The following is a 23,659-nucleotide window of genomic DNA, read 5'->3' as shown; positions in this document are numbered from 1 at the left end:
CCCCGGCCGCCCCGAGCTGCCGGGGCGTCGTCGTCACCAGATGGTGACGGTGACCGTGCTGCCCTTGGGCGCCTGCGAGCCCGCGGCGGTGTCCTGGAACCGGACGCGGTCGAGGATGCCGCCCAGGTACTTCTGCGCCTTGTAGACCAGGCCGGCGGCCTCGATCGCCTGCTTGGCGCCGGCGCCGTTCTTCCCGACGACGTCGGGCACCGTCACCAGCTCGGGACCCTTGCTCACCGTCACCGCGATGACGTCGCCGCGGTGACCGGCGGTGTTGGCGGCCGGGTTCTGGTCGATGATCAGGCCCTTGCCGACGGTGTCGCTGAACGCCTCGGTCGGCGCGAGCGTGAGGGCGTCCGGCGCGAGCTGGTTCGTGGCGTCCTCGACGGAGGCACCGACCACGGAGGTGATGGTGACCGGCGCGCGTCCGCTGGAGACCGTTAGCGTGATCTTGTCCCCGCGCAGCGCTTGCGCCCCCGGGTCCGCCGGGGCTCCGCTCGGCAGCGTGGCGCTGATGACCTTCCCGTTCTCCACCGTGTCGCTGGTGGCCGGGTCCGTGTAGACGGGCTCCAGGGCGGCGGCCCGCAGCGTGGCGTCGGCGGCGGCCTGCATCTGCCCGACCACCCCGTCGGGGACCTGCACGTAGTCCGGTCCCTTCGAGATGGTGAACGTGACCGTGCCGTCCTTGCGGATCCGCTCGCCCTGTCCGGGGTCGGCCACGAAGACGAGGCCGGCCTGGGCCGTGGGATCGAAGTCGGAGGTGGCCTTCGCGCCCAGCCCGGCGCGCGTCAGGATCCCGGTCGCGTGCGCCTCGTCCTGGCCGATGATCGTCGGCACGGTCGTGTAGGCGCCCGGACCCTGCTGCAGGTACCACCAGGCGCCGCCGCCGATCAGAGCGGCCAGGAGCACGAGCAGGACGATCCAGCGGGCGCGGTGATGCCGGACCGGCGGGGGCGCGTCGTGGGGGCCGGTGCGCAGCACCTCGGCGCTGACGCCGAGGCCGATGGGCAGCGCGACCGTGGTGCCGCGGCCGTCGCCCGTCTCGATCAGCGTGGTCTCGTCCTGGTCCGGGTCGGACCGCTCGTCGATGTCGGGCTCGGCCAGCTCGTCGACGGGCTCGTCGCCCTCCGGGGCCTCCGTGTCGAGATCCGTCTCGGCCGGGTCGGTGGCCGCGGGCAGCACGATGGAGGGGGCGACGTCGGCGTGCCGGGCGAGGGTCTCCTCGTCGAGCGCGGCGCGGGTGCGGCGCAGGAGGGCCAGCGCGGCGGCGGCGTCGACCGGGCGGTCGTCGGGGTCGCGCGCGGCGAGCGCGCGCACGGCGTCGTCGATCTCGATGGGCAGCCAGTCGGCCTGCTCCGACGGCGCGGGTACGTCGTTGTTGACGTGCTGGAACGCCACCTGGATCGGCGTCTCGCCGGTGAAGGGCTGGCGGCCCGTGAGCATCTCGAACAGAAGGATGCCGCACGCGTACACGTCGGTCCGGGCATCGCTGACGCCGCGGACGACCAGCTCGGGAGCCAGGTACGCGACCGTGCCGAGCACCGTGCCGGTGGTGGTCGAGGTGACCTCGGTGACCGCGCGCGCGAGCCCGAAGTCCGCCAGCTTCACGCGGCCGTCGGTGGCGAGGAGCACGTTCTCGGGCTTGATGTCCCGGTGCACCAGGCCGACGCGGTGCGCGGCGGCCAGCGCGTCGAGCACGTTCTCCCCGATGCGCAGGGCGTCGCCGACGGTCAACGCCCCCCGCTCGCCGAGGTAGCGGCGCAGGTTGGACCCGTCGATGTACTCCATCGTCAGGTAGCTGGTCTCGCCGTCGACACCCTGGTCGTACACGCCGACCAGCCCGGGGTGCGTCAGCCGGGCAGCGGTGCGCGCCTCCCGGCGGAAGCGGGCGACGAAGTCGGTGCCGGACGTGCCCTCGGCCAGGTGGGCGTGCATGACCTTCAGCGCGACGTCGCGGTCCAGGCGCCGGTCGACCGCGAGGTACACGGTCGCCATGCCGCCGCGGGCGATGCGGGACACGACCTCGTACCGGCTGTCGACCAGGCGGCCGACGAGCGGATCGGTGACGGTGGCTCCCACGGCAGGGAGTCTACGGTCGGGAGTGCGGCGCGTCCCGCAGGCGGGGCCTCAGTGGAAGCGCGTCATGTGGGTCTGGACGTTGGCGACATAGCGCCGCGTGTCCGCGAACATGCCGTTGCGCTGCACCGATGACGCGCCCTGGTAGTACCCGGCGATCGCCGTCGGCAGGTCGGGGGCGTTCTGCACGAGCGCCCGCAGGATCGCGACGCCGGCGGTGACGTTGTCGTCCGGGTCGACGAGGTTCAGCTGCCGGCCGACCAGGTCCGACGCCCACGCGCCCGAGCTCGGGATGACCTGCATGGTGCCGATGGCGTTGGCGGGGGAGACGACCGCGTGGTTGAACCCCGACTCCTGGAACGCGACCGCCTGGGCGAGCGCCGCGTCGACGCCCATCGCCCGTGCCGTCGCGGCGACCTTGGCCTGCATCTCGGACTTCGAGGGCACGGCCGACCCGCGCAGGGTCGCGAGGTTCGCGTTGGCTGCCGCGACCACCGAGTCGGCATACGTGCGGCCGGCGAAGGTGCTGCCGACGGCCGACGGGGCGGCGACCGGGACGGGCACCGTGAGCGTCTGGCCGATCTTGATCATGGCGCGCGCGCCCAGGCCGTTCGCCGCGACGATCGCCGCGACCGTCGTCCCCTTCGCGGCGGCGATTCCCGTGACCGTGTCGCCCGAGCGCACCGTGTAGGCCACGGAGGAGGTCGCCTGGGCCACTGCGGCCGGGGCCGGCGCCGACGACGTGCCCCCGCCGCCCGGGACCGACAGCGTCTGCCCGATCCGGATGAGCGCGCGCGAGTCGAGCCCGTTGGCGGCGACGATCGCCTGGACGGACGTCCCGAGCTTGACCGCGATGTGGCTCACGGTGTCGCCCGAGACGACGGTGTAGGAGCCGGCGGCCGGCGCGGGGGCGGCGGGCGCGGCTGCCGGGGCGGGGGCGGCGGACGACGCCGACGGGATCGTGAGCACCTGGCCGATCCGGATCCGCGAGGCGTCCGCGAGCGCGTTGGCCCGGGTGATCGCGGCGACGGTGGTGCCGCTGCGGGCGGCGATGTGGCTGACCGTGTCCCCGGTGCGGACGGTGTAGCTGTCGTCGGCCTGGGCGGCGCCCCCCGTCGCGGTCACGGCGACCGCGGCGAGCGCGAGCGTGGCACCGGTGCCGGTGGCGACGCGACGCAGCCCGTCGGCGCGGGCGGTGGCGTGCTGCGACATGGGACCTACCTCGTGGTGCGAAAGTGAACGGATGTGGCCTGTGTGACTGGTGTGACAGAATGTGAACGTATCCGAATACCGCAAGGGGCGAAAGCGCGTGGGGGAATTGCGCCGGTGTAATTCCCGGATGCGTACTCTTGTCGGGTGAACGATTCCTCAGATGCCCTCGACCGACTGGTCGACGAGTGGCTCACCGTCCCTGATGTCGCCGACCGGATCGGCCTCGACGCGTCGAAGGTCCGCCGGATCGTGCAGGAGCGCAAGCTGGTCGGCATGCGCCGCGGAGACCCCCGGGTGTTCTCGATCCCGGCCGCATTCCTCGTCCCGGGCCACCTGGCCAACCCCGCTCAGCCCACGCATCCCGACGACGATCAGCCGTGGACGGTCCTCGCGTCCCTGCAGGGCACGCTGACGGTGCTGTCCGACGCCGGGTTCTCTGACGAGGCCGCGATCGAGTGGCTCTTCACGCCCGACGACTCGCTGCCCGGCTCGCCCATCGATGCGCTGCGCGCGGGCCGCAAGACCGAGATCCGTCGACGGGCCGCCGCCGAGCTCTGAGGCTCAGGCGCGGCGGTCGACCGCGGCGTGCGCGAGGCCGATCAGCTGCGCGCGCGCCGGCTCGCGCCAGGGGCGGCCGTCCATCAGGGCGAACGCGCGGGCGGCGAGGTCGTCGATCAGGGTCTCGACGTCGTCGGGAGCCCCGGTGCGCCGGATCGCCTCGGCAAGGACGGCGACGTCCGCCTCGGTGAGCGTCCGGTCGCCGAGACGCTCGCGCAGCAGCTGCACGGTGGCGTCGTCGGAGACGGCGCGGGCCCGGGCGACCGCCCGCGCGGCCAGCACTGTGCGCTTGCCCTCGCGCAGGTCGTCCCCCGCGGGCTTGCCCGTGGTCGCGGGGTCGCCGAACACCCCGAGCAGGTCGTCGCGGAGCTGGAACGCCTCGCCGAGCGGCAGGCCCAGCGCGCGGCACGCCTCGAGCTCGGCCTCGTCGGCGTCCGCGAGCGCGGCGCCGAGCACGATCGGGTGCTCCACGCTGTACCGGGCGGCCTTGGCCCGGATGACCTCGCGCGCACGGGTCTCGTCGCGAGCCGGGTCGTCGCCCCACGGCAGGGCCTGCGCCAGCACGTCGAGGTACTGACCGACCGTGACCTCGGTCCGCATCAGGTCGAAGACGACCCGCGCGCGCTCCGCGCGGGGGATCGGCTGCAGCGCGAGGGCTCCCGCGAACTCCTGCTCGCTCGCGATGAGGGTGAGATCCCCGAGCAGGATGGCGGCCGACATCCCGAACCGCTCGGCGTCACCCGTCAGCCCGTGCCGGTCGTGCACGGCCGCGAAGGCGCGGTGCGCGGCGGGGAACCCGCGTCGCGTGTCGGAGTCGTCCATCACGTCGTCGTGGAACAGGGCCGCGGCCTGGAACAGCTCGAGCGCCGCCCCGACACGGAGGACCGCGTCCGCCTCGGGCGTGCCGGGGATGCCGCCGTGCGCCCGCCACGACCAGTAGCAGAACGCCGCGCGCAGCCGCTTGCCGCCCGTGAGCATCTGCGCCACGGCGTCGGCCAGCACGTCGGCGTCGTCGCTCGCCGCCGCCAGGACGGTGCGCAGCTGGGCAACGTGCCTGGTCAGCAGCTCGTCGATGCGGGTGCGGACGTCCTCGACGTCGACGAGGGCCGGGGTTGCTGCGCTCACGCGGGGCAGCCTACGGCGCCGGGAGACGCACCCGCCCCCCGAGGGTGAGGGTGCGCTGGCCGTCGCGGTCGAGGATGCCCACGACGAGCAGCTCCGAGCCGTCGCCGCGGGAGAACGTCGACTGCGCCGCGAGGCCCGGTTCCGCCGCGGGCGGCGTGCCCTCCGTGAACCCCGCGGCGACGAGCGGGGCGCTCACCGCGGCGAGCAGGCCGGCCGCGTCCTGGCCGGTGCGCAGGTTGAGGCTGATCTCGGTGAGGTCCGTCCCCTCGACCGGTTCCGCCGACGAGACGAGCACCTCGGCGCCCTCCGGCACCGGGACGAGCGTGACGGGGAAGCCGGCGGCGAGCTCGCCGACCGCCGAGCTCGTGCTGTCCGTCCCGTCGGGCAAGAGGGCCTCCGTCGGGCTCGGCGCCGGTGTCGCGACGGCGACCGCACTGCCGGTGGGTGACTCCCGACCCGGGCCGCTGGTCGAGCACGCAGCGCTCGACGCGCAGACGGCGAGCGCCACGACGACGGCCGTGAGGCCGTATCGGGCGCGCGTCGAGATCGCGGCAGGGCTGGGCATCGGGACAGGCTAGCGGCCCGACCCAGGTGGTGAGCCGCCCACAAGCCCCGCGGCCGACGGGCTCGTGCACAGATCGGTCGGCGACGGGCCTGCGAGAGCGCCGGCTCGGGTGGGCTGGCGCCATGCAGACCACCACGCTCCGGGTGAGTGAGCCCCGGGAGATCCTCGCGCTCGTGCCGCACCGGCTCGGCTTCCGCCCGCGCGACAGCGCCGTCGCGGTCAGCCTCCGGCCACCCCGCGGCGTGGTCGGCCTCGTCGTGCGGGTCGACCTGGTGCACCTCGCCGACGAGTCCGACGGGCCGCTGCTCGCGCGGTCGCTCGTCTCGCTCCTGGACCGTGATGCCGCCCGGCGGGGCATCCTCGTCCTCTACACCGACCATGACCCGCGGGGCGAGGACGGGCCCCAGCAGCGGGCGACCCGGCACTTCCGCGAGGCCGCGGGCAAGGCGCTCGGCGACATCCACGTCTGGGTCGTCACCCCGGAGGGCTACTTCGCGCTCGACTGCCACGACGACTGCTGCCCGCCGGGCGGCCGGCCGCTCCGTGACCTCGAGAGCACCCAGGTCGGCGCCACGCTGGTGCTGGCCGGCTCGGCCGTCGCCGACTCGCGGGAGGACATCGCCCGGATCCACCCGGCGCACGGGGAGATCCGTCGGTCGGTCGCCCGGGTGCGCCGCCGGTGGGAGCGGCGCCGGCAGGACGCCGTTGCCGCAGGTCCTGACGAGGTGACGAGGTGGCGGGAGGAGTCGCTCGCGGCCTGGCGGGCGGCGGTCGCGCTGGTGGCCACCGACGGGCCCGGGTCGGGTGGCGCGCCGTGGGGCCGCCTGGAGGTGGGCATCGCCGACAAGCCGGTCCGCGACGCGGTCCTGGTGTCGCTGGTGCCCGGGACCGGTGACCTCCCGGAGCAGTGCGTCCGGGGCGAGGACGCGACGCCGGAGCTGGACGCGGCGCTCTCGGGGGCGATGGCGATGATCATCGACCCGCGCCGGGGAGTCGTCCCGCCGGAGCGGGCCACGGCGGTGCACGAGGCGGTGCTCGAGGCGATGGTCGCCCGCGGGCGGACAGGGGCGCAGGCGCCGGCGCTGACGCTCCTGGCCCTGCTGGCGTGGTGGCGCGGGGACGGGGCTCGTGCACGCGTGCTGCTCGACGGTGCCCTCGACGCCGAGCCCGGGTACCGGCTGGCCGAGCTGCTCGACGACACGCTCCGCGCCGCCATCCCGCCCGGCTGGGTCCGGCACGTCGACTGACCTGCGGTGAGATCCCACGCGGTGCGCTCGTCGCCGCCCGCAGCCTCCGGTAGCGTCACGGTCACGGCGGTGTTGCCGCCGGACGAGGGGAGGACCGATGGGCATCGTGGTCGGCTATCTGGCCACTCCGGAAGGTCGGGCGGCTCTCGGGGCGGCGATCGACGAGGCGCGGCAGCGCGACACCCGCGTCGTGGTCGTCGTCAGTGCGCGACCCGACGAGCCGGAGGAGCAGCGCAGCGCTGTCGAGGCGGAGCTGGACCGGGTCCGGGCCGAGCTGGTCGCGGCGGGCGTCGACCACGAGGTGCGACTGCTGCGAGGGGGCGACGTCGCGGACGACCTGATCGCCACGGCGGAGCAGGTCGACGCCCAGCTCGTCGTCCTCGGCCTGCGACGGCGCAGCCCGGTCGGCAAGCTGATCCTGGGCGCCAACGCCCAGCGCGTGCTCTTCGACGCCCCGTGCCCGGTCCTGACGGTCAAACCGGGTCCGGCCTGACCGGACGGAAGACCCCGACGGCGCTCGGACCGTCTCACGGTCCGACCCGCCGATCACCCGAGAAACGGGCGGGAATCTCTCGCGCGCCCCGTTCGTTGAGCACGAGGACCCCCTGAGAGCCGTCCCTGACGGTCGTGTCGTCGTGCCCGTGGTAGCGCCGAGCGGCCCGTGGGGTCGGTACAATGTCTATCTACCTCCCGGCCCCGTTCCGGGTGTCGCGCTGCCGAAAGGTCGTTCGTGTCGTCCCAGACCCCGCATCCCGCTCTTCCGCGTGAGTTCGAGCACCCTGCCCTCCAGGACCTCGTCCTGCGCGGGCGCACCCACGGCACCGTGGGCGCCGAGGAGCTGCGCACCGCGTGCGAGCAGGCGGACGTCCAGGACGCCAAGCGTCTGCGCGCCGTCGTCCGTGGCCTCGCGACCGCCGGCATCGGCGTCCGCGAGCCTGCCGCCGCTGCCGCTCCTGCTCGAGCCGTCGCCGCGACGAGCGCCAAGGCGCGCCCGTCCACCAAGGCCGTCGTGACCACCGACGACGCGGCTGCGGCTCCGGCCAAGCCCGCGACCGCTCGCGCGACGGCCGCCAAGACCACCGCCGCCAAGACCACGGCCGCCAAGACTGCCGCGGCCAAGCCGGCCGCAGCGAAGACCGCCGCCGCCAAGAAGGCCGCGACCGCTCCCGGCGCCGCTGAGGCCGTCGAGGACGAGGTCGTCGAGGGCGAGGAGATCGACATCGAAGCCATCGAGGAGGTCGTCGTCGAGGCCGTCGAGGTGGTCGAGGACGCGGCCGACGCCGACGACGAGGACTCCGAGGACGGCGACGAGAAGAAGCCGGCGGCCAAGGAGGAGGAGTCCGAGGACAGCGGCTTCGTCTACTCCGACGCCGACGACGACGACGCCCCGGCGCAGCAGGTCGTCACCGCCGGCGCCACGGCCGACCCGGTCAAGGACTACCTCAAGCAGATCGGCAAGGTCGCGCTGCTGAACGCCGAGCAGGAGGTGGACCTCGCCAAGCGGATCGAGGCCGGCCTGTTCGCCGAGGAGCGGCTGAACGCGGGCATCACGATGGAGCCCAAGATCAAGCGCGAGCTCGAGTGGATCGCGAACGACGGTCGTCGGGCCAAGAACCACCTGCTCGAGGCCAACCTGCGCCTCGTCGTCTCGCTGGCCAAGCGCTACACCGGCCGCGGCATGCTGTTCCTGGACCTGATCCAGGAGGGCAACCTCGGTCTGATCCGCGCTGTCGAGAAGTTCGACTACACCAAGGGCTACAAGTTCTCGACGTACGCCACGTGGTGGATCCGGCAGGCGATCACCCGCGCGATGGCCGACCAGGCCCGCACCATCCGTATCCCGGTGCACATGGTCGAGGTCATCAACAAGCTCGCCCGCGTCCAGCGGCAGATGCTCCAGGACCTGGGCCGCGAGCCCACGCCCGAGGAGCTCGCCAAGGAGCTCGACATGACCCCCGAGAAGGTCGTCGAGGTCCAGAAGTACGGCCGCGAGCCCATCTCGCTGCACACGCCGCTCGGCGAGGACGGTGACAGCGAGTTCGGTGACCTCATCGAGGACTCCGAGGCTGTCGTCCCCGCGGACGCCGTGAGCTTCACGCTCCTGCAGGAGCAGCTGCACCAGGTGCTCGACACGCTCTCGGAGCGCGAGGCCGGCGTGGTGTCGATGCGGTTCGGCCTGACCGACGGTCAGCCCAAGACGCTCGACGAGATCGGCAAGGTCTACGGGGTCACGCGCGAGCGGATCCGCCAGATCGAGTCGAAGACCATGTCGAAGCTGCGCCACCCGTCGCGCTCGCAGGTCCTGCGGGACTATCTCGACTGACGAGCAATCCCGACGAACGACGACGAGGCCCGGACCAGGTGGTCCGGGCCTCGTCGCGTCCCACGGGAGCCAGTCGCGTCCCACGGGAGCCAGTCGCGTCCCGCGCGAGTTCACGCGGCGGAAACGATGCGACCCCAGTCGGAAACATGCTGTCCGTAATGTCCGAAACGAGAGGTGGTCCGTCCCGACGTCGTGACCGACCACCAGCTCGTCGGTGGAACGGCCCGTCACGTCACTTCGAGGCTCTGGGGTTCCGACATGAAGCTGCTGCACATCATCGCCTCTCCCCGTCATGAGGTGTCGAACACCCTCAAGGCGTCGGACGCGTTCATCGCCAGCCTGCGCGAGCACCACCCGGACGTCACCGTCGACGTCGTCGACCTGTACGACCGCGACCTGCCCGCGATCGAGGGCGAGAACATCGAGGCGAAGTACAGCCTGATGGTCGGCCGCCCGATCGACCCGGCGCACGCCGACGCCTGGGCGCAGGTCGAGGCGGTGATCGCCCACTTCCTGTCGGCCGACGCCTACCTGATCAGCGCGCCGATGTGGAACCTGAGCATCCCGTACGCGCTGAAGTACTACATCGACTGCATCGTCCAGCCGGGCTACTCGTTCCGCTACGACGAGACCGGGCACGTGATGCCGCTGGTGCTGGGCAAGAAGATGGTCGTGACGTCCTCGCGCGGCAGTGATTACTCGGCCGGCGGTCCGATGCACGCGTTCGACTTCCAGGAGCCGTACCTGCGCGCGATCTTCGGCTTCATCGGCATCACCGACGTCGAGTTCGTGAGCGCCCAGCCGATGGACGCGTCGCCCGTGCTGCGCGCCGCGGCGATCGCCGACGCGGTCGACCGGGCGCGGACGCTGGCGGCGTCGGCCGACTGGGCCGAGCTCACCGCCGACCGGGTCGCGGCGCTGCCGGTCGCCTCGTAGGGGCGCACAGACGAGCGGGTCGAGCGAGCGATGCCCGGGCCGGCAGGCCGGGCGTCGCCGTCGTCCCTGCGCGCCGTCACCCGGGACGTTCGTCCCACCGCTCCGGGTCGGTACGCCCGTACGCTTCCCACCGGCGAGTGTCGCCCGCTCGCGCTCGGCCGCCGTCGTGGCCGGTGATCGACCGACCCCCGGAGCACATCCCCATGCAGGCAATTCCCTACGCGCGCGCCGTCGCGCGGCTCGTCCTGGTCGCCGTGGCAGCGGTGACCGTCGTCGCCGTAGCGCCCTCATCGGCCACAGCGGCGGCCGCCGACGGCGCAGGGGCGTACGTCTCGATGTCTCCCGTGCGGTTCCTGGACACGCGGGTGGTGGACGGAGCCGCCGCGGCAACCCCCGCCGTCGGAGCTCTCGTCGACGTCCCGATCGCCGGCCAGCGCGGAATCCCCCAGGTCGGAGTCACGGCAGTCGTTGTCAATGTCGTGGTGACCGGTGCCCGGCGCGACGGATACGTCCAGGCCCTGCCCACCGGCAGTGGGACGCCCGGCGCTTCGTCGAACATCAACGTGACGGCGGGTCAGACGGCGACGAACCTGATCACGGTCCCGGTGGGCGCCGGGGGCAGCATCACTCTGTACGACATGGCGGGCGGGCACCTCGTGGTCGACGTGTCGGGCTACTTCCTGGAGACGTCGCAGAGTGCGGCCGGTCGCTACACGGCGCTGTCCGCGCCCAAGCGGGTGCTCGACTCGCGCGATCGCACAGGCCTCACCCCGGTCGCTCCGCCCGCCACGCTGCCGACCGCGAGTGGCCCCGCGCCGGCGCGGCCCCGGGACCTCGACTGTGGTGACTTCGCCGGCAGCTGGGAGGCCGCGAACAAGTGGTTCTGGGACTACTACCCGTACTTCGGTGACATCGGCCGACTGGACACTGACGATGACCTGATCCCGTGTGAGTGGTTCGCCAACGCCCCCAAGGCGCCGCAGGCGCCCTACGACCACAACCCGATGCCCGCGGCCGGGACGTTCGTCACGCTCCCGATGCGAGGCCACGCCCCTCTTCCCCTGGGCGTGTCGGCAGTCGCGCTCACGGTCACGGCAACCCAATCGGCCCGGGCGGGCTTCGTCCAGGTGGTGCCGGGTGGCACGACCACGTTCGGTCAGACGTCGAACGTGAACCTCACAGGTGCCGGGCAGACGGTGGCCAACCTCGCCATCGTTCCCGTCGGTCCGGACGGCGCGATCTCGCTGTACACCTCGGGCGGGACGCATCTGATCGCAGACGTCGTGGGGTACTTCACGGACGCGACCGCGCCGACCACTGCGACCGGTCTCTTCGTTCCGGTGCTGCCGGAGCGGGTGCTCGACACGCGGTCCAGTACGGCGTTGGGTGACAGGTCGCTGACGATGCTCGACCGACGGATGTCGCCGCAGGTTCCCGTCGGCGGCGGTTCGGCCGTCTTCCTCAACGTCACTGCGACTGAGGCGTCGGCAGCGGGCTACCTCCAGCTGCTGCCTTCGGTGACCGGCACGGTCGGTGCGTCCTCGTCCGTGAACTACGCGCCCGGGCAGACCGCCGCGAACGCGGCCATCGGGTCGTTCTCGGCCAGCGGTCTGTCCCTCTACGCCTACTCCCGGACACACGTCGTGCTCGATCTCATGGGCTACTTCATCTGAGCGACGCACCGTCAGTCTTGACTAACGGTTAGTCAGGACTGACGATTGTCCGGTCAGAACGGCCGACCGGAGGTGGATCATGGGCAGTCCCGTCATGTGGTTCGAGATCACCAGCACGGACCCCGACCGCGCACGCGAGTTCTACACGCAGCTGTTCGGCTGGACGGGGGAGGCGCCCCCCGAGCTGGGCGGCTACACGCTCCTCGACACGGGGTCGCCGGCGGAGACGGTCGGCGGCGGCATCGGCGCGGCGGACCCCGACGGGATGCCGCCGGGGATCCTGCTGTACGTCCGGGTCGAGGACCTCGGCGCGACCCTGGCCCAGGCGCAGGAGCTCGGCGGGTCCACCGTGACCCCGCCGACGAAGCTCCCGGCCGACAACGGCAGCATCGCGGTCCTCGCCGACCCCGACGGGCATGCGGTAGGACTGTGGGCGTGAGGGATACCGACACCGTTCTCCGGGCGCTGGCCGAACCCCGGCGCCGGGAGATCCTCACGCTCCTGGCGCACGACGAGGTCCCGGTCGGGCGTCTGGCCGCGGAGTTCGACGTCACGCGGAGCGCCGTAAGCCAGCACCTGCGGGTTCTCGAGGACGCCGGCCTGGTGACCCGCCGGACCGAGGGGACGCGGAACTTCTACCGGTCGCGGCCCGAGGGGCTGGCCGGACTGCGGGCCTATCTCGACGAGACGTGGGCGGCGTCGCTGGACTCGGCCCGGCGGCTCGTCGAGGCGGAGGTCGGCGTCGTCGACGCGGACGGGGCCGAGAGGGACGACCGTGCGTCGGCCTGAGCTCGCCCTCGCCGCGCCGCCGGTGCGCCAGGCCACGACCGTGCGCGCGGACGTGACCAGGACGTTCGACGTGTTCGTCCGCGAGATCGGGGCGTGGTGGCCCGTCGAACCGTTCTCCGCCGGCGGGGACCGGGTGCGCGACGTGACGATGGAGCGCCGGCTCGGCGGCGCCGTCGTCGAGACCTGGCACGACGGGACGACCCGAGTGTGGGGCCAGCTCGTCGCGTGGGACCCGCCGCACGGGTTCACCATGTCGTGGCTGCTCACGCCGGAGCCGACGGAGGTGGAGCTGACCTTCCGCGCGCTCGGGCCCCGGCTCACCCGCGTCTCCGTCGAGCACCGCGGGTGGGAACGCATGACCGAGGAGCAGCTGGGTGGCGCGTGCGCCTTGCCGGAGGGCTACCGCGGCGGGTCGTACGTGCGCGGCTGGGGCATGATCTTCGCCCGGCTGGTCGACCACGTCGAGGCGTCCGCACCGTGAGCGTGACCAGGTACGTCGTGCTGTACGAGTCCGGCCCGGACGTGCTCGCGCTCGCGCCGCTGCACATGGCGGAGCACACGGCGCACTACGAGGACTTCGCCGCGCGAGGCCTGCTGACGGGCATCGGCACGTTCGAGCAGCCCGAGGTGAACGGGTCGATGTGCGTGCTGGTCAGCCGCGAGGCCGCCGAGGAGTTCGCTGCGACGGACCCGTTCGTGGTGCACGGCGTCGTGCAGGCCTATCGGGTGCACGCCTGGGCGGACGTGCTGGGCTGAGACGGCAGGACGGACGAGGCCCGGACCATCCGGTCCGGGCCTCGTCGCAGTCGTGGGTGATGCCGGAGCGTCAGCTCGCGGCGCCCGCGCCGGCTCCGTGCTCAGCGAGCAGGCGGTCGGTCTCGTCCTGCACGTGGGTGGCCAGCTCGGCGAACTTCGGTGCGTGCTCGCGCGCGTGGTGCGCACAGAAGAGGAGCTCTCCCACCGGGAGGACAACTCGGACATAGGCCTGTGCGCCGCAGCGGTCGCAGCGGTCGGCCGCGGTCAGTGGATGCGTCATGGTCCCGGTCACGACTCCATAGAACCATCCCGGCCGCCATTCGCCAGCACTCGGAGCGGGTGGTTCGCTCACCGCGTAGTGGACTGTAACCGGCCCGCAACACAGCCGTGCCCGGCGGCATGGTGTCGACGGCCTGTCGGCCCCGGCGACTACCATCGGCCCGTGACGACGACCTCCTCGCAGTCCGGCTACACGGCTCGGCACCTCTCGGTGCTGGAGGGCCTCGAGGCGGTGCGCAAGCGGCCCGGCATGTACATCGGGACCACCGACAGCCGCGGCCTGATGCACTGCCTGTGGGAGATCATCGACAACTCGGTGGACGAGGCCCTGGGTGGGCACGGGGACCGGATCGAGATCGTGCTGCACGCCGACTCCTCGGTCGAGGTGCGCGACAACGGCCGCGGCATCCCGGTGGACATCGAGCCGAAGACGGGCCTGACGGGCGTCGAGGTCGTGTTCACCAAGCTGCACGCCGGCGGCAAGTTCGGCGGCGGCTCCTACGGGGCGTCGGGCGGTCTGCACGGTGTCGGCGCCTCGGTGGTCAACGCGCTGTCGGCCCGGCTCGACGTCGAGGTGGACCGCGGCGGCCGCACGCACCGGATGACGTTCCACCGCGGTGAGCCCGGCACGTTCGACGACCGCGGCGTGATCGGCCCCGAGAACCCGTTCGAGCCCTTCGTCTCCGGCTCGGAGCTGGCCGTCGGCGCGAAGGTCGCCCGGGCCCGCACCGGGACCCGCGTCCGGTACTGGGCGGACCCGCAGATCTTCCCCAAGACCGCGGTCTTCGCCTACGACGAGCTGGTCACCCGCGCCCGCCAGACCAGCTTCCTGGTCCCGGGGCTGACCCTGACGGTCCGCGACGAGCGCGGCATCGCGGGCACCCCCGGCGCCGACGGCCCGCACGAGGAGACGTTCCTGCACAGCGGGGGAGTCGTCGACTTCGTCGACCACCTGGCGCCGGACACGGCCGTGACCGACACGTGGCACCTGACCGGGTCGGGCGCGTTCACCGAGACGGTCCCGGTGCTGGACGACCGCGGGCACATGACGGCGCAGGAGGTGTCCCGCACCTGCGAGGTCGACATCGCGCTGCGGTGGGGCACCGGGTACGACACCGAGGTCCGCAGCTTCGTCAACATCATCTCGACGCCCAAGGGCGGCACGCACCTGGCCGGGTTCGAGGCCGGGCTGCTGCGCACCATGCGCAAGGCGGTCGACGCGAACGCGCGGCGCCTGAAGATCTCGGCGCGCGACACCTCCGAGCGGATCGAGAAGGAGGACGTGCTCGCGGGCATGACCGCCGTGGTGACCGTCCGGCTGGCCGAGCCGCAGTTCGAGGGGCAGACCAAGGAGGTGCTGGGCACCGGGCCGGTCCGCGCCATCGTCGCCAAGGTCCTGGACACCGAGCTCGGCGCGATCTTCGTCTCGCCCAAGCGCGACCACAAGGCGCACTCGTCGCTGCTGCTGGACAAGGTCGTCGGGGAGATGCGCGCGCGGCTCTCGGCGCGCAAGCAGAAGGAGATCTCGCGGCGCAAGAACGCGCTGGAGACGTCCTCGTTGCCGGCCAAGCTTGCCGACTGCCGGTCCGACGACGTCGAGCGCAGCGAGCTGTTCATCGTCGAGGGCGACAGCGCGCTCGGCACGGCCAAGCTGGCGCGCAGCTCGGACTTCCAGGCGCTGCTGCCCATCCGCGGCAAGATCCTCAACGTCCAGAAGGCGTCCATCACGGACATGCTGAAGAACGCCGAGTGCGCGGCGATCATCCAGGTGGTCGGTGCCGGGTCGGGTCGCTCGTTCGACCTGGAGGCCGCGCGCTACGGCAAGATCGTGCTGATGACGGACGCCGACGTGGACGGCGCGCACATCCGCACGTTGCTGCTCACGCTGCTGTTCCGGTACATGCGGCCGCTGGTCGAGGCCGGGCGGGTCTACGCCGCCGTGCCCCCGCTGCACCGCATCGAGGTGATCGCCGGAGGCGGGCGCAAGAACGAGTACGTGTACACGTACTCCGAGGCCGAGCTGGCGGCGACGCTCAAGAAGCTGGACCGGTCCGGCAAGCGCTACAAGGACGACATCCAGCGCTACAAGGGCCTGGGCGAGATGGATGCCGACCAGCTGGCCGAGACGACCATGGACCCGCGCCACCGCACGCTGCGCCGGGTGACGGCCGAGGGCGCCCAGCGGGCCGAGGAGATCTTCGAGCTGCTCATGGGCTCGGACGTCGCGCCGCGCAAGGACTTCATCGTGGCCGGCGCCGAGGGCCTGGACCGCAGCCGCATCGACGCCTGAGGACGAGAGGCGTCGTTCACGAGGCCGGGTCGTCGTACAACCGCAGCTCGTCCTCGTCGGGCGCCTGGAAGACCCGGGCCCACGTCTCGACGTGCTCCCGCGTGATCGGTGCGGCGGTCCACTCGCCCGATGCGGTGCGTCGCTCGGCCCGATCGACGAGCTCGTCGATCGGCGCGGACAGGTAGTGCAGCTCCACGTCCGCCCCGACAGCGCGCGCGCCGAGCCGCTTCTCGTCCCGCTCGGCCCGGGCCCAGTGTCCCCACTCCAGGATGACGCTCTGACCCTGCTCGAGGAGCTCCAGTGTGAGGTCCCACAGCAGCCCCTCCACGCGTTCGCGTAAGTCGTCGTCCCACAGGTCGCCGCCGAGTCGCTCCACCCACGCGTCCTTGTCGAGCCTGATCGCGGGCAGCTGGGTGGCCAGCCGGCGGGCGAGCGTGGACTTGCCCGAGGCCGGCAGCCCGCAGATCAGCACCAGCCGCGGCGATGAGGTCGACACGCGGGCCATCGTGCCGGTTCCGGGCGGCGGTGCACAGCGTCTTTTCGGTTGCCGTGACGGTGCCGCGGCGGGGATCGTGGCCGTCGTGACCACCACCGACCTCGCGCCCATCGCCGTCCGCGCCGCCGCGCCCGCGGACGTCCCCCTGCCGACCGGGACGCCCGGCCTCACGTGGCGGCCCCTCGTACGGGACGACGTCGCGGCGCTCACGAGGCTCGTCACGGCGGTCGAGGAGGCGGACGGCGCGCCGTACCGCACGTCGGCCGAGGAGATCGATGAGGAGTTCGACGGCGACTGGAAGGACCACGCACGCGACACGCTCGCCGGGGTCGAGCCCGACGGCGTGATCAGGGCGTACGCGCGCGTCAACCAGCCGCCGGGGGACACGCGGGTGGTCCGTGCCTTCCTCGACGGAGCCGTCGACCCGCAGTGGCGCGGGCGGGGGATCGGTCGGCAGGTGCTGGCCTGGGAGGTGGCGCGGGGTCGGCAGGTGCTCGCGGCGTCCGGCAAGGAGCTCCCCGCCCGGCTCGCCTCCCAGACGGACGACGGGGCCGACGCCACCGCGCGGCTGCTCCGGGCCGCCGGGTTCGCGCCGATGCGGTTCTACGCCGAGATGCGCCGGCCGCTGGACGTCGAGCTGCCGGCGATCGAGGTCCCCGACGGCGTGCGGATCGAGCCGTGGGCCGACGAGCGGGACGACCAGGTGCGGCTCGCGCACAACGAGGCGTTCGCGGACCACTGGGGGAGCGAGCCGCGCACCGCCGAGGACTGGGCGCAGGGCCGCAGCATGTTCGCCCCCGCGTGGAGCTTCGTCGCGGTGGACGAGGCGACCGACGAGGTGGCGGGGTACCTCGTGTCGGGACGGTACGAGCAGGACTGGCCCGTCATCGGCTACAAGGCGGGCTACACCGACCTGCTCGGCGTGCGGCGCGCGTGGCGTGGTCGTCGGCTCGCCCCGGCGCTCCTCGCGACCGTGATGGCGGCGTACCGGGCGGACGGGATGGACATGGCCGAACTCGGCGTCGACACCGCGAACCAATCGGGGGCGCACCGGCTCTACGAGGGTCTGGGCTACGCGGTGTTCCACAGCTCGGCGATGTTCTCGATCGAGCTCTGAGGACGCGCGTCGAAGCGCCTCGCGCACGCCCCCGGCCGGGTTAGCATCGGCGCGGCGGGACGACGGTGTCCGGCCGTTTTCTGTCGCCGGACGAGGGTGTCCGGCCCCGAGGAGGTCGCCGTGGGACGCACGTTGTCCATGGCCGCGCGCACGTGGGTCGCGGTCTTCGTCGTCGTGGTGCTCGTGCAGCTCACCGCGGAGTGGACGGGAGCCGAGGAGGTCGCCCGGGTGGCCCAGTGGCTCCTCATGCCGACGCTGGCCGCGGTGGTCGCGTCCGCCACCCGATGGCCCCGGGGTCACCTGGTGACGTGGGTGCTGGTCGCGCTCGGGTTCTCGTGGCTGGGCGATCTGGTCCCGTCGTTCGTGGGCGACGACGCGTCGTTCCTCGTCATGGTCGGCTTCTTCATGCTGGCGCAGGTCTCCTACGTCGTGGCCTTCGCCCCCCACGTGCGGCGCTCCGTGGTCTACCGCCACCCGCTGCTCCTGCTGCCCTACGCCGCGGTGCTGGTCGGGCTGGTCGCCCTCTGCGCCCCGGGTGCAGGCAGCCTGCTCGTCCCCGTCGCCCTGTACGGCGGCGTGCTCACCGCGATGGCCGTGCTCGCCACGGGGCTGGGCCGGCTCGCCACGATCGGTGGGGCGATCTTCCTGCTGAGCGACAGCCTCATCGCCCTCGACGCGTTCGTGCCCTCGTGGGACCTCGCCGGGCAGGGCTTCTGGGTCATGCTCACCTACGTGGTCGGCCAGGGCCTGCTGGCGGCGGCCGTGGTGGTCCGCAACGGCGCCGAGCGCCGAGCCCCGGCGCCGCGGCCGGTCCGGGTGGTGGCGCAGCGCCGGCCCGTGCCCGACAACGTGGTCGCGCTGGTCTGATCAGCCGATCGCCTGCACCGGCGCGGCGAGCGCCGTGCCGGACATGTCGCGGCGGGGATCGAGGGGCGGCAGCTCCACGGGCTGTCCGGCCGAGCCCGTCGCCCAGGCCGGTGCGGCACCGACCCAGGCGAGGATGAGCGCGTCCTCGTTGCGCAGGAACCGGTGTGCCCGCACCCCGCCCGTCGCGCGCCCCTTGCCGGGGTAGGCCTCGAACGGGGTGACCTTCGCGGAGCCCGCCTGGGTGCCGGGCAGCGCCGCGGACGCGCCGGCGACGGTGACGACCACCGCGGAGTCGACGTCGTCGGCCCCCACGGCGCCGAAGGCGACGACGCGCTGACCGGCGGCGAGCTTGATGCCGGCCATGCCGCCCGCTGCCCGCCCCTGGGGGCGCACGGCGGAGGCCGGGAAGTGCAGCAGGGACGCGTCGGAGGCCACCAGCACCAGCTCGTCGGTGTCGGTGACCGCGGCGACGCCGACCACCTCGTCGCCGTCCTTGAGGGAGATCGCCTCCCACGCGTCGCGGTTCCCGGGCACGTCACCCGAGGAGACCCGCTTGACGGTCCCCTGCACGGTGGCCAGGGCGAGCGTCGGCGCGTCGGCGGCGAGCGAGGTCAGGCCGACCACACGCTCGCGGGGCAGGAGGGTCACCACCTCGCCCAGGGGAACGCCGCCGGACAGGGACGGCGCGCCGTCGGTCGGGGGCAGACCCGGCAGGTCCAGCACCGAGACGCGCACGATGCGGCCCTGGGACGTCACGACGCCGATCTCGGCGCGCGCGGTGGCCGGCACCGACGACGTCACCACGTCGTGCTTGGCGCGGCGGGCGCCCTCGACGCGGGCCGGCAGGTCCTCCGACGCCGTCCGAGCCAGCAGGCCCGTGCCGGACAGGAGCACCCAGCAGGGGGTGTCGGCGATCTCGAGCGGTGCGGCGGCTCCTCGGGCGGCCGGTGCACCGGTGACGGACGTGCCGCCGGCGGACTCGAGCAGGATCGTGCGCCGCGGCGTGCCGTAGGTCGCGGCCACCTCGGCCATCTCGTCCGAGACGAGCGCACGCAGGCGGACGTCGTCGCCGAGGATCTCGCGCAGCTCCGCGATCTCCTCGGCCAGCTGCTGCTGCTCCTTCTCCAGCTCGATCCGGGAGAACCGTGTCAGCCGGCGGAGGCGCAGCTCGAGGATGTACTCGGCCTGGGGCTCGGAGAGGTCGAACACGGTGCGCAGCCGGGCCCGCGCGGTGTCGGCGTCGTCCGACGTGCGGATCACCTGGATGACCTCGTCGATGTCGACGATCGCGACGAGCAGGCCCTCGACCAGGTGCAGACGCTCGAGCCGCTTGGCCAGCCGGTACTCGGACCGCCGGCGGACGACGACGAGCCGGTGCTCCACCCAGACCACGAGCAGCTCGCGCAGGCCCAGCGTGCGGGGCTGGCCGTCGACGAGGGCGACGTTGTTGATCGAGAACGAGTCCTCGAGCGGGGTGTAGCGGTAGAGCTGCTCGAGGACGGCCTCGGGGTGGAAGCCGGTCTTGATCTCGATGACCAGGCGCAGGCCGTGCTGGCGGTCCGTGAGGTCGACGGCGTCGGAGATGCCGGAGAGCTTCTTGTTCTGGACGCCCTCCTTGATCTTCTCGATGACCTTCTCGGGGCCGACCGTGTACGGCAGCTCCGTGATGACGATGCCCTTGCGCTTGGGCGTGACGTTCTCGATGCGGGCGGTCGCCCGGGTGCGGAACGCGCCGCGGCCCGTGCGGTACGCCTCGCGGACGCCGTCGAGGCCGACGATCTTGCCGCCGGACGGCAGGTCGGGGCCCGGCACGAACCGCAGCAGGTCCTCGAGCGTCGCGGCGGGGTGCATCACCAGGTGGCGGGCGGCGGCGATCACCTCGACCAGGTTGTGCGGCGCCATGTTGGTGGCCATGCCGACGGCGATGCCGGCCGCGCCGTTGACCAGCAGGTTCGGGATCGCGGCGGGCAGCACTTCGGGCTGGGTCAGCTTGTTGTCGTAGTTCGGCACGAAGTCGACGACGTCCTCGTCGAGCCCCGTGGTCATCGCCAGTGCCGCGGGCGCCATGCGGGCCTCGGTGTACCGGGGCGCGGCGGGGCCGTCGTCGAGCGAGCCGAAGTTCCCGTGGCCGTCGACCAGGGGCAGGCGCAGCGAGAACGGCTGGGCGAGGCGGACCATCGCGTCGTAGATCGCCGCGTCGCCGTGGGGGTGGAGCTTGCCCATGACCTCGCCGACGACACGCGCCGACTTCACGTACGGGCGGTCGGGGCGCAGGCCCATGTCGGACATCTGGAAGAGGATGCGCCGCTGCACGGGCTTCAGGCCGTCGCGGGCGTCGGGGAGCGCGCGCGAGTAGATGACCGAGTAGGCGTACTCGAGGAACGAGCCCTCCATCTCGGCGGCGACGTCGATGTCGACGATGCGCTCGACGAGGTCCTCGGGCGGGAGGTCGGGGGTCGCGGGGCGACGCGCCATGGGTGCTGCTCCTCGGGGGCCGGTCTGCGGTGCGGCGACCATTGTGGACCGTGCCGGCGCTCCGACGGGCCGCGGCGCGCTGACTTGAGGCCACGGGGGGCGGCACGCCGCACTAGCGTGACTCTCATGGCGGACGTCACGGCTGACGGCCTCCCGCGACCGGTGCCCGCGTACCCGGCCTCGTGGGAGGCGGACGTCGTGCTGCACGACGGGTCGACCACGCACGTGCGACCCATGCGACCCACCGATGCCGACGCGCTCCAGGCGTTCCACGTCGCGCAGTCCGAGCGGTCGACCTACCTGCGGTTCTTCGCCCCGCTCGAGCGGCTCCCCGAGCGGGACCTCGAGCGACTGGTGAACGTCGACCACGTCGACCGCGTCGCGCTCGTGGCGGTCTCCAGCGGGGCCGACCCGGACGCGGTCGAGCAGATCATCGGGGTCGCGCGGTACGACCGGATCGGCGACGACGAGGCCGAGGTGGCGTTCAACATCGCCGACGCGCACCAGGGGCGCGGGCTCGGGTCGGTGCTGCTCGAGCACCTCGCCGCGGCGGCCAGGGAGCGGGGCGTGCGCCGGTTCGTCGCGGAGGTGCTGCCGCAGAACGGCCGCATGATCGGGGTGTTCCGGGAGGCGGGCTACGAGGTCCGCCAGGTCACCGAGGACGGCATCGTCGCCGTCGGGTTCGACATCGACCCGACGGACCGGTCGCTCGCCGTGATGGCGGACCGCGAGCACCGGGCCGAGGCGCGCTCGATGCGGGACCTCCTGCACGCGGACTCGGTGGTGGTCGTGGGGCCGGGCGCCGAGCGGGCGGAGACGTTCGCAGGGCGGCTGGCCGCGAGCGTCCTGGCCGACCTGCTCGCGGGGGACCCGTCGGTCGCCGTGCACGCAGTGGGAGTTCACGGGACGGCCTCGGACCTGCGCCTCGCCGACGTGCCCGGGCCGGTCGGGCTCGCCGTCGTCGCCGTCCCCGCCGAGGAGGCGACGGACGTGGTGCGCGGCCTGTCCCGGCTCGGCGTGCGCGGGGTCGTCCTGCTCACCGCCGGGTTCGCCGAGGAGGGGCCCGACGGCCTGGACCGGCAGCGCGCGCTCCTGCGGGCGGCCCACGGCGCGGGCATGCGGGTGGTGGGGCCCGGCTCGTACGGCATCGTCTCGACGCGGTCCGGCGGCCTGCAGCTCAACGCGTCGTTGGCCAGCACGCCGCCGGCGCCCGGCCGGATCGGCCTGTTCTGCCAGTCGGCGCCGCTCGCCGTCGCGGTGCTGGCGGCGGTCCGACGACGGGGGATCGGGCTGTCGCAGTTCGTGTCGGCCGGGCACCGCGCCGACGTGTCGGGGAACGACCTCATGCAGTTCTGGGCCGACGACGACGGCACGGAGGTCGTCGGCCTGTACCTGGAGTCCCTGGGCAACCCGCGGAAGTTCTCCCGCGTCGCGCGGCGGCTCTCGCTGATCAAGCCGGTGATCGTGGTCACGGCGGGTCGCTCCGGGCAGGTCGTGCCGCCGGGCCACGCGGTGCGGCCGACCCACGCCCCGCCCCGCACGCTCGCCGAGATGCTGCGGCAGTCGGGCGTGGTCCGGGTGGAGAACACGCACCAGATGCTCGACGTCGCCCAGGTCCTCGCGCACCAGCCGCTGCCGGCGGGGCGGCGTACGGCGATCCTGGCCAGCTCCGCGTCCGTCGCGGCGCTCGTCGCCGAGGCCGTGGCGGCCGCTGGTCTGGTGGTCAGCGGGCACGTCCAGCTGCTGCCCGAGGACGCGTCGCCGGACCGCGTCCGGGCGGCCGTCGAGGAGCTCTACGCGACGCAGGACAGCGACGTGGTCGTCGTGGTGCGGATCCCGACCGTCGGCGGCCCGGACGTCGCGCTGCAGGAGGCCGTGGCGCGCGCGGCGGCGCGGTCGGGGCGGACGACCGTCGCCTGCATGTACGACCTGCACGGGCTCACGCCGGAGCTCACCGCGGCGGACGACGACGGCCGGCAGTGGACCGTGCCGGCGTACAGCACCCCCGAGGACGCGGCGCTGGCGCTGGGACACGCCGCGCGGTACGCGGGGTGGCGCGCCGGGGACCGCGGTCGGCCGCTGCACCCGGCCGGTGCGGAGACGCGCGTCGCACGCCGGCTGGTGGCGGGCTGGCTGGCCGCGGAGGAGCCGGGGCAGGCGCTCGCGCTCGACAGCGCCCGGACGGCCGAGCTCCTGGCGGCGGTCGGCGTGTCCGTGCTGCCGAGCACCCGCGTGCACGACGCGGACGAGGCCGTCGCAGCCGCCGAGCAGCTCGGGTGGCCAGTCGCCCTCAAGACGACGGTCCCGGCTCTGCGCCACCGGGCCGACCTGGGCGGCGTGCGGCTCGACATCGCGGACGAGTCCCAGCTGCGCACCGACGTCACCCAGGTGCTCGCGCTCGCGGCCGGTCACCAGGGCGCCGACGACGACGAGCCGCTGGAGGTGCAGGTGATGGCGCCGCGCGGCTCCGCCTGCGTCGTGCGGAGCGTCGAGGACCCCCTGTTCGGCCCGATCATCAGCTTCGGGCTCGCCGGCGACGCCTCGGACCTGCTGGGCGACATCGCGTACGGCGTGCCGCCGCTGACCGACGTCGACGTCGCGGAGCTGATCCGCACGGCCCGGGCCGCGCCCCGGCTCTTCGGGTATCGCGGACTGCCGGCCCTCGACGTCGCCGCGCTCGAGGACCTGGTCGCCCGGGTCGCCGTCCTCGCCGACGATCTGCCCGAGCTGCGCTCGCTCGAGCTCAATCCCGTGGTGGTCTGGGAGCACGGTGTCGTGGTGCTCGGCGCCCGCGCTGCCGTGTCCCGGGCGGACCGTGCGGACGCCACCCGACGGCTGTCGAGGGTGTGACGCCGTGCGAACTCGCAGGAGTCGG

The 23,659-nt window shown here is 73.3% G+C and carries 21 protein-coding genes; 14 read left to right on the top strand and 7 right to left on the bottom strand.

Features of this window, described 5'->3' with window-relative positions; genetic code table 11:
* Positions 1-33: 33 nt before the first annotated feature.
* Both pknB and AC1DWH_RS03080 read right to left on the bottom strand, forming a co-directional pair.
* Positions 34-2,079, bottom strand: a complete 2,046-nt coding sequence (pknB, locus tag AC1DWH_RS03085; RefSeq protein WP_477092427.1) for a Stk1 family PASTA domain-containing Ser/Thr kinase — start codon at positions 2,077-2,079, stop codon at positions 34-36.
* Between the two features lie 48 nt (positions 2,080-2,127).
* Positions 2,128-3,288, bottom strand: coding sequence for a LysM peptidoglycan-binding domain-containing protein (locus AC1DWH_RS03080; RefSeq protein ID WP_477092426.1), 1,161 nt, complete (start codon positions 3,286-3,288; stop codon positions 2,128-2,130).
* Positions 3,289-3,432: 144 nt separating this feature from the next.
* Here AC1DWH_RS03080 and AC1DWH_RS03075 point away from each other — a divergent pair, with 144 nt between their 5' ends.
* Complete coding sequence (locus AC1DWH_RS03075; protein ID WP_477092425.1) at positions 3,433-3,846, top strand: Rv2175c family DNA-binding protein; 414 nt, start codon at positions 3,433-3,435, stop codon at positions 3,844-3,846.
* A gap of 3 nt (positions 3,847-3,849) precedes the next feature.
* Here the strand turns inward: AC1DWH_RS03075 and AC1DWH_RS03070 are convergent, their stop codons facing one another.
* Positions 3,850-4,971, bottom strand: a complete 1,122-nt coding sequence (locus AC1DWH_RS03070; protein WP_477092424.1) for a polyprenyl synthetase family protein — start codon at positions 4,969-4,971, stop codon at positions 3,850-3,852.
* 10 nt (positions 4,972-4,981) lie between these two features.
* Positions 4,982-5,536 (bottom strand): hypothetical protein, encoded by a 555-nt coding sequence (locus AC1DWH_RS03065; RefSeq protein WP_477092423.1) that lies wholly within the window; start codon positions 5,534-5,536, stop codon positions 4,982-4,984.
* A 122-nt stretch (positions 5,537-5,658) separates the two neighbouring features.
* On the opposite strand from AC1DWH_RS03065, the gene AC1DWH_RS03060 reads away from it, so the two are divergent.
* The 9 genes from AC1DWH_RS03060 (at position 5,659) to AC1DWH_RS03020 (ending at position 13,260) form a co-directional block, all read left to right on the top strand.
* Entirely contained in the window at positions 5,659-6,783 is a 1,125-nt protein-coding gene (locus tag AC1DWH_RS03060) for a DUF4192 domain-containing protein (RefSeq protein ID WP_477092422.1), read from the top strand.
* Between the two features lie 97 nt (positions 6,784-6,880).
* The gene (locus tag AC1DWH_RS03055; protein WP_456843896.1) at positions 6,881-7,276 is read left to right on the top strand and encodes a universal stress protein; all 396 of its coding nucleotides are present in this window, start codon (positions 6,881-6,883) and stop codon (positions 7,274-7,276) included.
* A gap of 237 nt (positions 7,277-7,513) precedes the next feature.
* Entirely contained in the window at positions 7,514-9,106 is a 1,593-nt protein-coding gene (locus AC1DWH_RS03050; protein WP_477092421.1) for an RNA polymerase sigma factor, read from the top strand.
* Positions 9,107-9,364: 258 nt separating this feature from the next.
* The gene (locus AC1DWH_RS03045; protein WP_477092420.1) at positions 9,365-10,042 is read left to right on the top strand and encodes an FMN-dependent NADH-azoreductase; all 678 of its coding nucleotides are present in this window, start codon (positions 9,365-9,367) and stop codon (positions 10,040-10,042) included.
* A gap of 203 nt (positions 10,043-10,245) precedes the next feature.
* The gene (locus AC1DWH_RS03040; RefSeq protein WP_477092419.1) at positions 10,246-11,715 is read left to right on the top strand and encodes a hypothetical protein; all 1,470 of its coding nucleotides are present in this window, start codon (positions 10,246-10,248) and stop codon (positions 11,713-11,715) included.
* Between the two features lie 79 nt (positions 11,716-11,794).
* Positions 11,795-12,154: a VOC family protein gene (locus AC1DWH_RS03035; RefSeq protein WP_477092418.1), complete on the top strand. Its 360-nt coding sequence runs from the start codon at positions 11,795-11,797 to the stop codon at positions 12,152-12,154.
* Positions 12,151-12,504 carry an ArsR/SmtB family transcription factor gene (locus AC1DWH_RS03030; protein ID WP_477092417.1) on the top strand — a complete coding sequence of 118 codons (354 nt, stop codon included), beginning with the start codon at positions 12,151-12,153 and terminating at the stop codon, positions 12,502-12,504. Before AC1DWH_RS03035 ends, AC1DWH_RS03030 begins: the two co-directional genes overlap by 4 nt.
* Complete coding sequence (locus AC1DWH_RS03025; RefSeq protein ID WP_477092416.1) at positions 12,491-12,985, top strand: SRPBCC family protein; 495 nt, start codon at positions 12,491-12,493, stop codon at positions 12,983-12,985. Before AC1DWH_RS03030 ends, AC1DWH_RS03025 begins: the two co-directional genes overlap by 14 nt.
* Entirely contained in the window at positions 12,982-13,260 is a 279-nt protein-coding gene (locus AC1DWH_RS03020) for a YciI family protein (protein ID WP_477092415.1), read from the top strand. The genes AC1DWH_RS03025 and AC1DWH_RS03020 overlap by 4 nt, the downstream gene beginning before the upstream one ends.
* 70 nt (positions 13,261-13,330) lie before the next feature.
* On the opposite strand, the gene AC1DWH_RS03015 is transcribed toward AC1DWH_RS03020, so the two are convergent.
* Positions 13,331-13,540, bottom strand: a complete 210-nt coding sequence (locus tag AC1DWH_RS03015; protein WP_315096168.1) for a DUF7455 domain-containing protein — start codon at positions 13,538-13,540, stop codon at positions 13,331-13,333.
* A 162-nt stretch (positions 13,541-13,702) separates the two neighbouring features.
* Between AC1DWH_RS03015 and AC1DWH_RS03010 the strand changes: the two genes are divergently transcribed.
* A complete protein-coding gene (locus AC1DWH_RS03010; protein ID WP_456843903.1) occupies positions 13,703-15,829 on the top strand; it encodes a DNA gyrase/topoisomerase IV subunit B in 2,127 nt (708 codons plus the stop codon).
* 16 nt (positions 15,830-15,845) lie between these two features.
* Here the strand turns inward: AC1DWH_RS03010 and AC1DWH_RS03005 are convergent, their stop codons facing one another.
* A complete protein-coding gene (locus AC1DWH_RS03005; protein WP_477092414.1) occupies positions 15,846-16,325 on the bottom strand; it encodes a P-loop nucleotide/nucleoside kinase family protein in 480 nt (159 codons plus the stop codon).
* A gap of 85 nt (positions 16,326-16,410) precedes the next feature.
* Here AC1DWH_RS03005 and AC1DWH_RS03000 point away from each other — a divergent pair, with 85 nt between their 5' ends.
* Both AC1DWH_RS03000 and AC1DWH_RS02995 read left to right on the top strand, forming a co-directional pair.
* A complete protein-coding gene (locus tag AC1DWH_RS03000; protein ID WP_477092413.1) occupies positions 16,411-17,442 on the top strand; it encodes a GNAT family N-acetyltransferase in 1,032 nt (343 codons plus the stop codon).
* Between the two features lie 120 nt (positions 17,443-17,562).
* Positions 17,563-18,309 carry a lysoplasmalogenase gene (locus AC1DWH_RS02995; protein WP_477092412.1) on the top strand — a complete coding sequence of 249 codons (747 nt, stop codon included), beginning with the start codon at positions 17,563-17,565 and terminating at the stop codon, positions 18,307-18,309.
* Here AC1DWH_RS02995 and AC1DWH_RS02990 read toward each other — a convergent pair whose 3' ends face one another.
* On the bottom strand, positions 18,310-20,784 hold the full coding sequence (locus AC1DWH_RS02990) for a DNA gyrase/topoisomerase IV subunit A (RefSeq protein WP_477092411.1): 2,475 nt from the start codon (positions 20,782-20,784) through the stop codon (positions 18,310-18,312).
* A 126-nt stretch (positions 20,785-20,910) separates the two neighbouring features.
* Between AC1DWH_RS02990 and AC1DWH_RS02985 the strand changes: the two genes are divergently transcribed.
* Positions 20,911-23,634: a GNAT family N-acetyltransferase gene (locus AC1DWH_RS02985; RefSeq protein WP_477092410.1), complete on the top strand. Its 2,724-nt coding sequence runs from the start codon at positions 20,911-20,913 to the stop codon at positions 23,632-23,634.
* The last annotated feature ends 25 nt before the right edge of the window (positions 23,635-23,659 follow it).

The organism is Cellulomonas sp. P2_F12, assembly GCF_056403775.1.
Note: the sequence above shows the minus strand (reverse complement) of the source record. Positions and strands in the feature narration are given on the sequence as shown.

Coding starts and splice junctions, on each gene's coding strand:
- AC1DWH_RS03080 (WP_477092426.1), bottom strand. CDS start 3,288: ATGTCGCAGCACGCCACCGCCCGCGCCGACGGGCTGCGTCGCGTCGCC.
- AC1DWH_RS03065 (WP_477092423.1), bottom strand. CDS start 5,536: ATGCCCAGCCCTGCCGCGATCTCGACGCGCGCCCGATACGGCCTCACG.
- AC1DWH_RS03060 (WP_477092422.1), top strand. CDS start 5,659: ATGCAGACCACCACGCTCCGGGTGAGTGAGCCCCGGGAGATCCTCGCG.
- AC1DWH_RS03055 (WP_456843896.1), top strand. CDS start 6,881: ATGGGCATCGTGGTCGGCTATCTGGCCACTCCGGAAGGTCGGGCGGCT.
- AC1DWH_RS03045 (WP_477092420.1), top strand. CDS start 9,365: ATGAAGCTGCTGCACATCATCGCCTCTCCCCGTCATGAGGTGTCGAAC.
- AC1DWH_RS03040 (WP_477092419.1), top strand. CDS start 10,246: ATGCAGGCAATTCCCTACGCGCGCGCCGTCGCGCGGCTCGTCCTGGTC.
- AC1DWH_RS03035 (WP_477092418.1), top strand. CDS start 11,795: ATGGGCAGTCCCGTCATGTGGTTCGAGATCACCAGCACGGACCCCGAC.
- AC1DWH_RS03015 (WP_315096168.1), bottom strand. CDS start 13,540: ATGACGCATCCACTGACCGCGGCCGACCGCTGCGACCGCTGCGGCGCA.
- AC1DWH_RS02990 (WP_477092411.1), bottom strand. CDS start 20,784: ATGGCGCGTCGCCCCGCGACCCCCGACCTCCCGCCCGAGGACCTCGTC.
- AC1DWH_RS02985 (WP_477092410.1), top strand. CDS start 20,911: ATGGCGGACGTCACGGCTGACGGCCTCCCGCGACCGGTGCCCGCGTAC.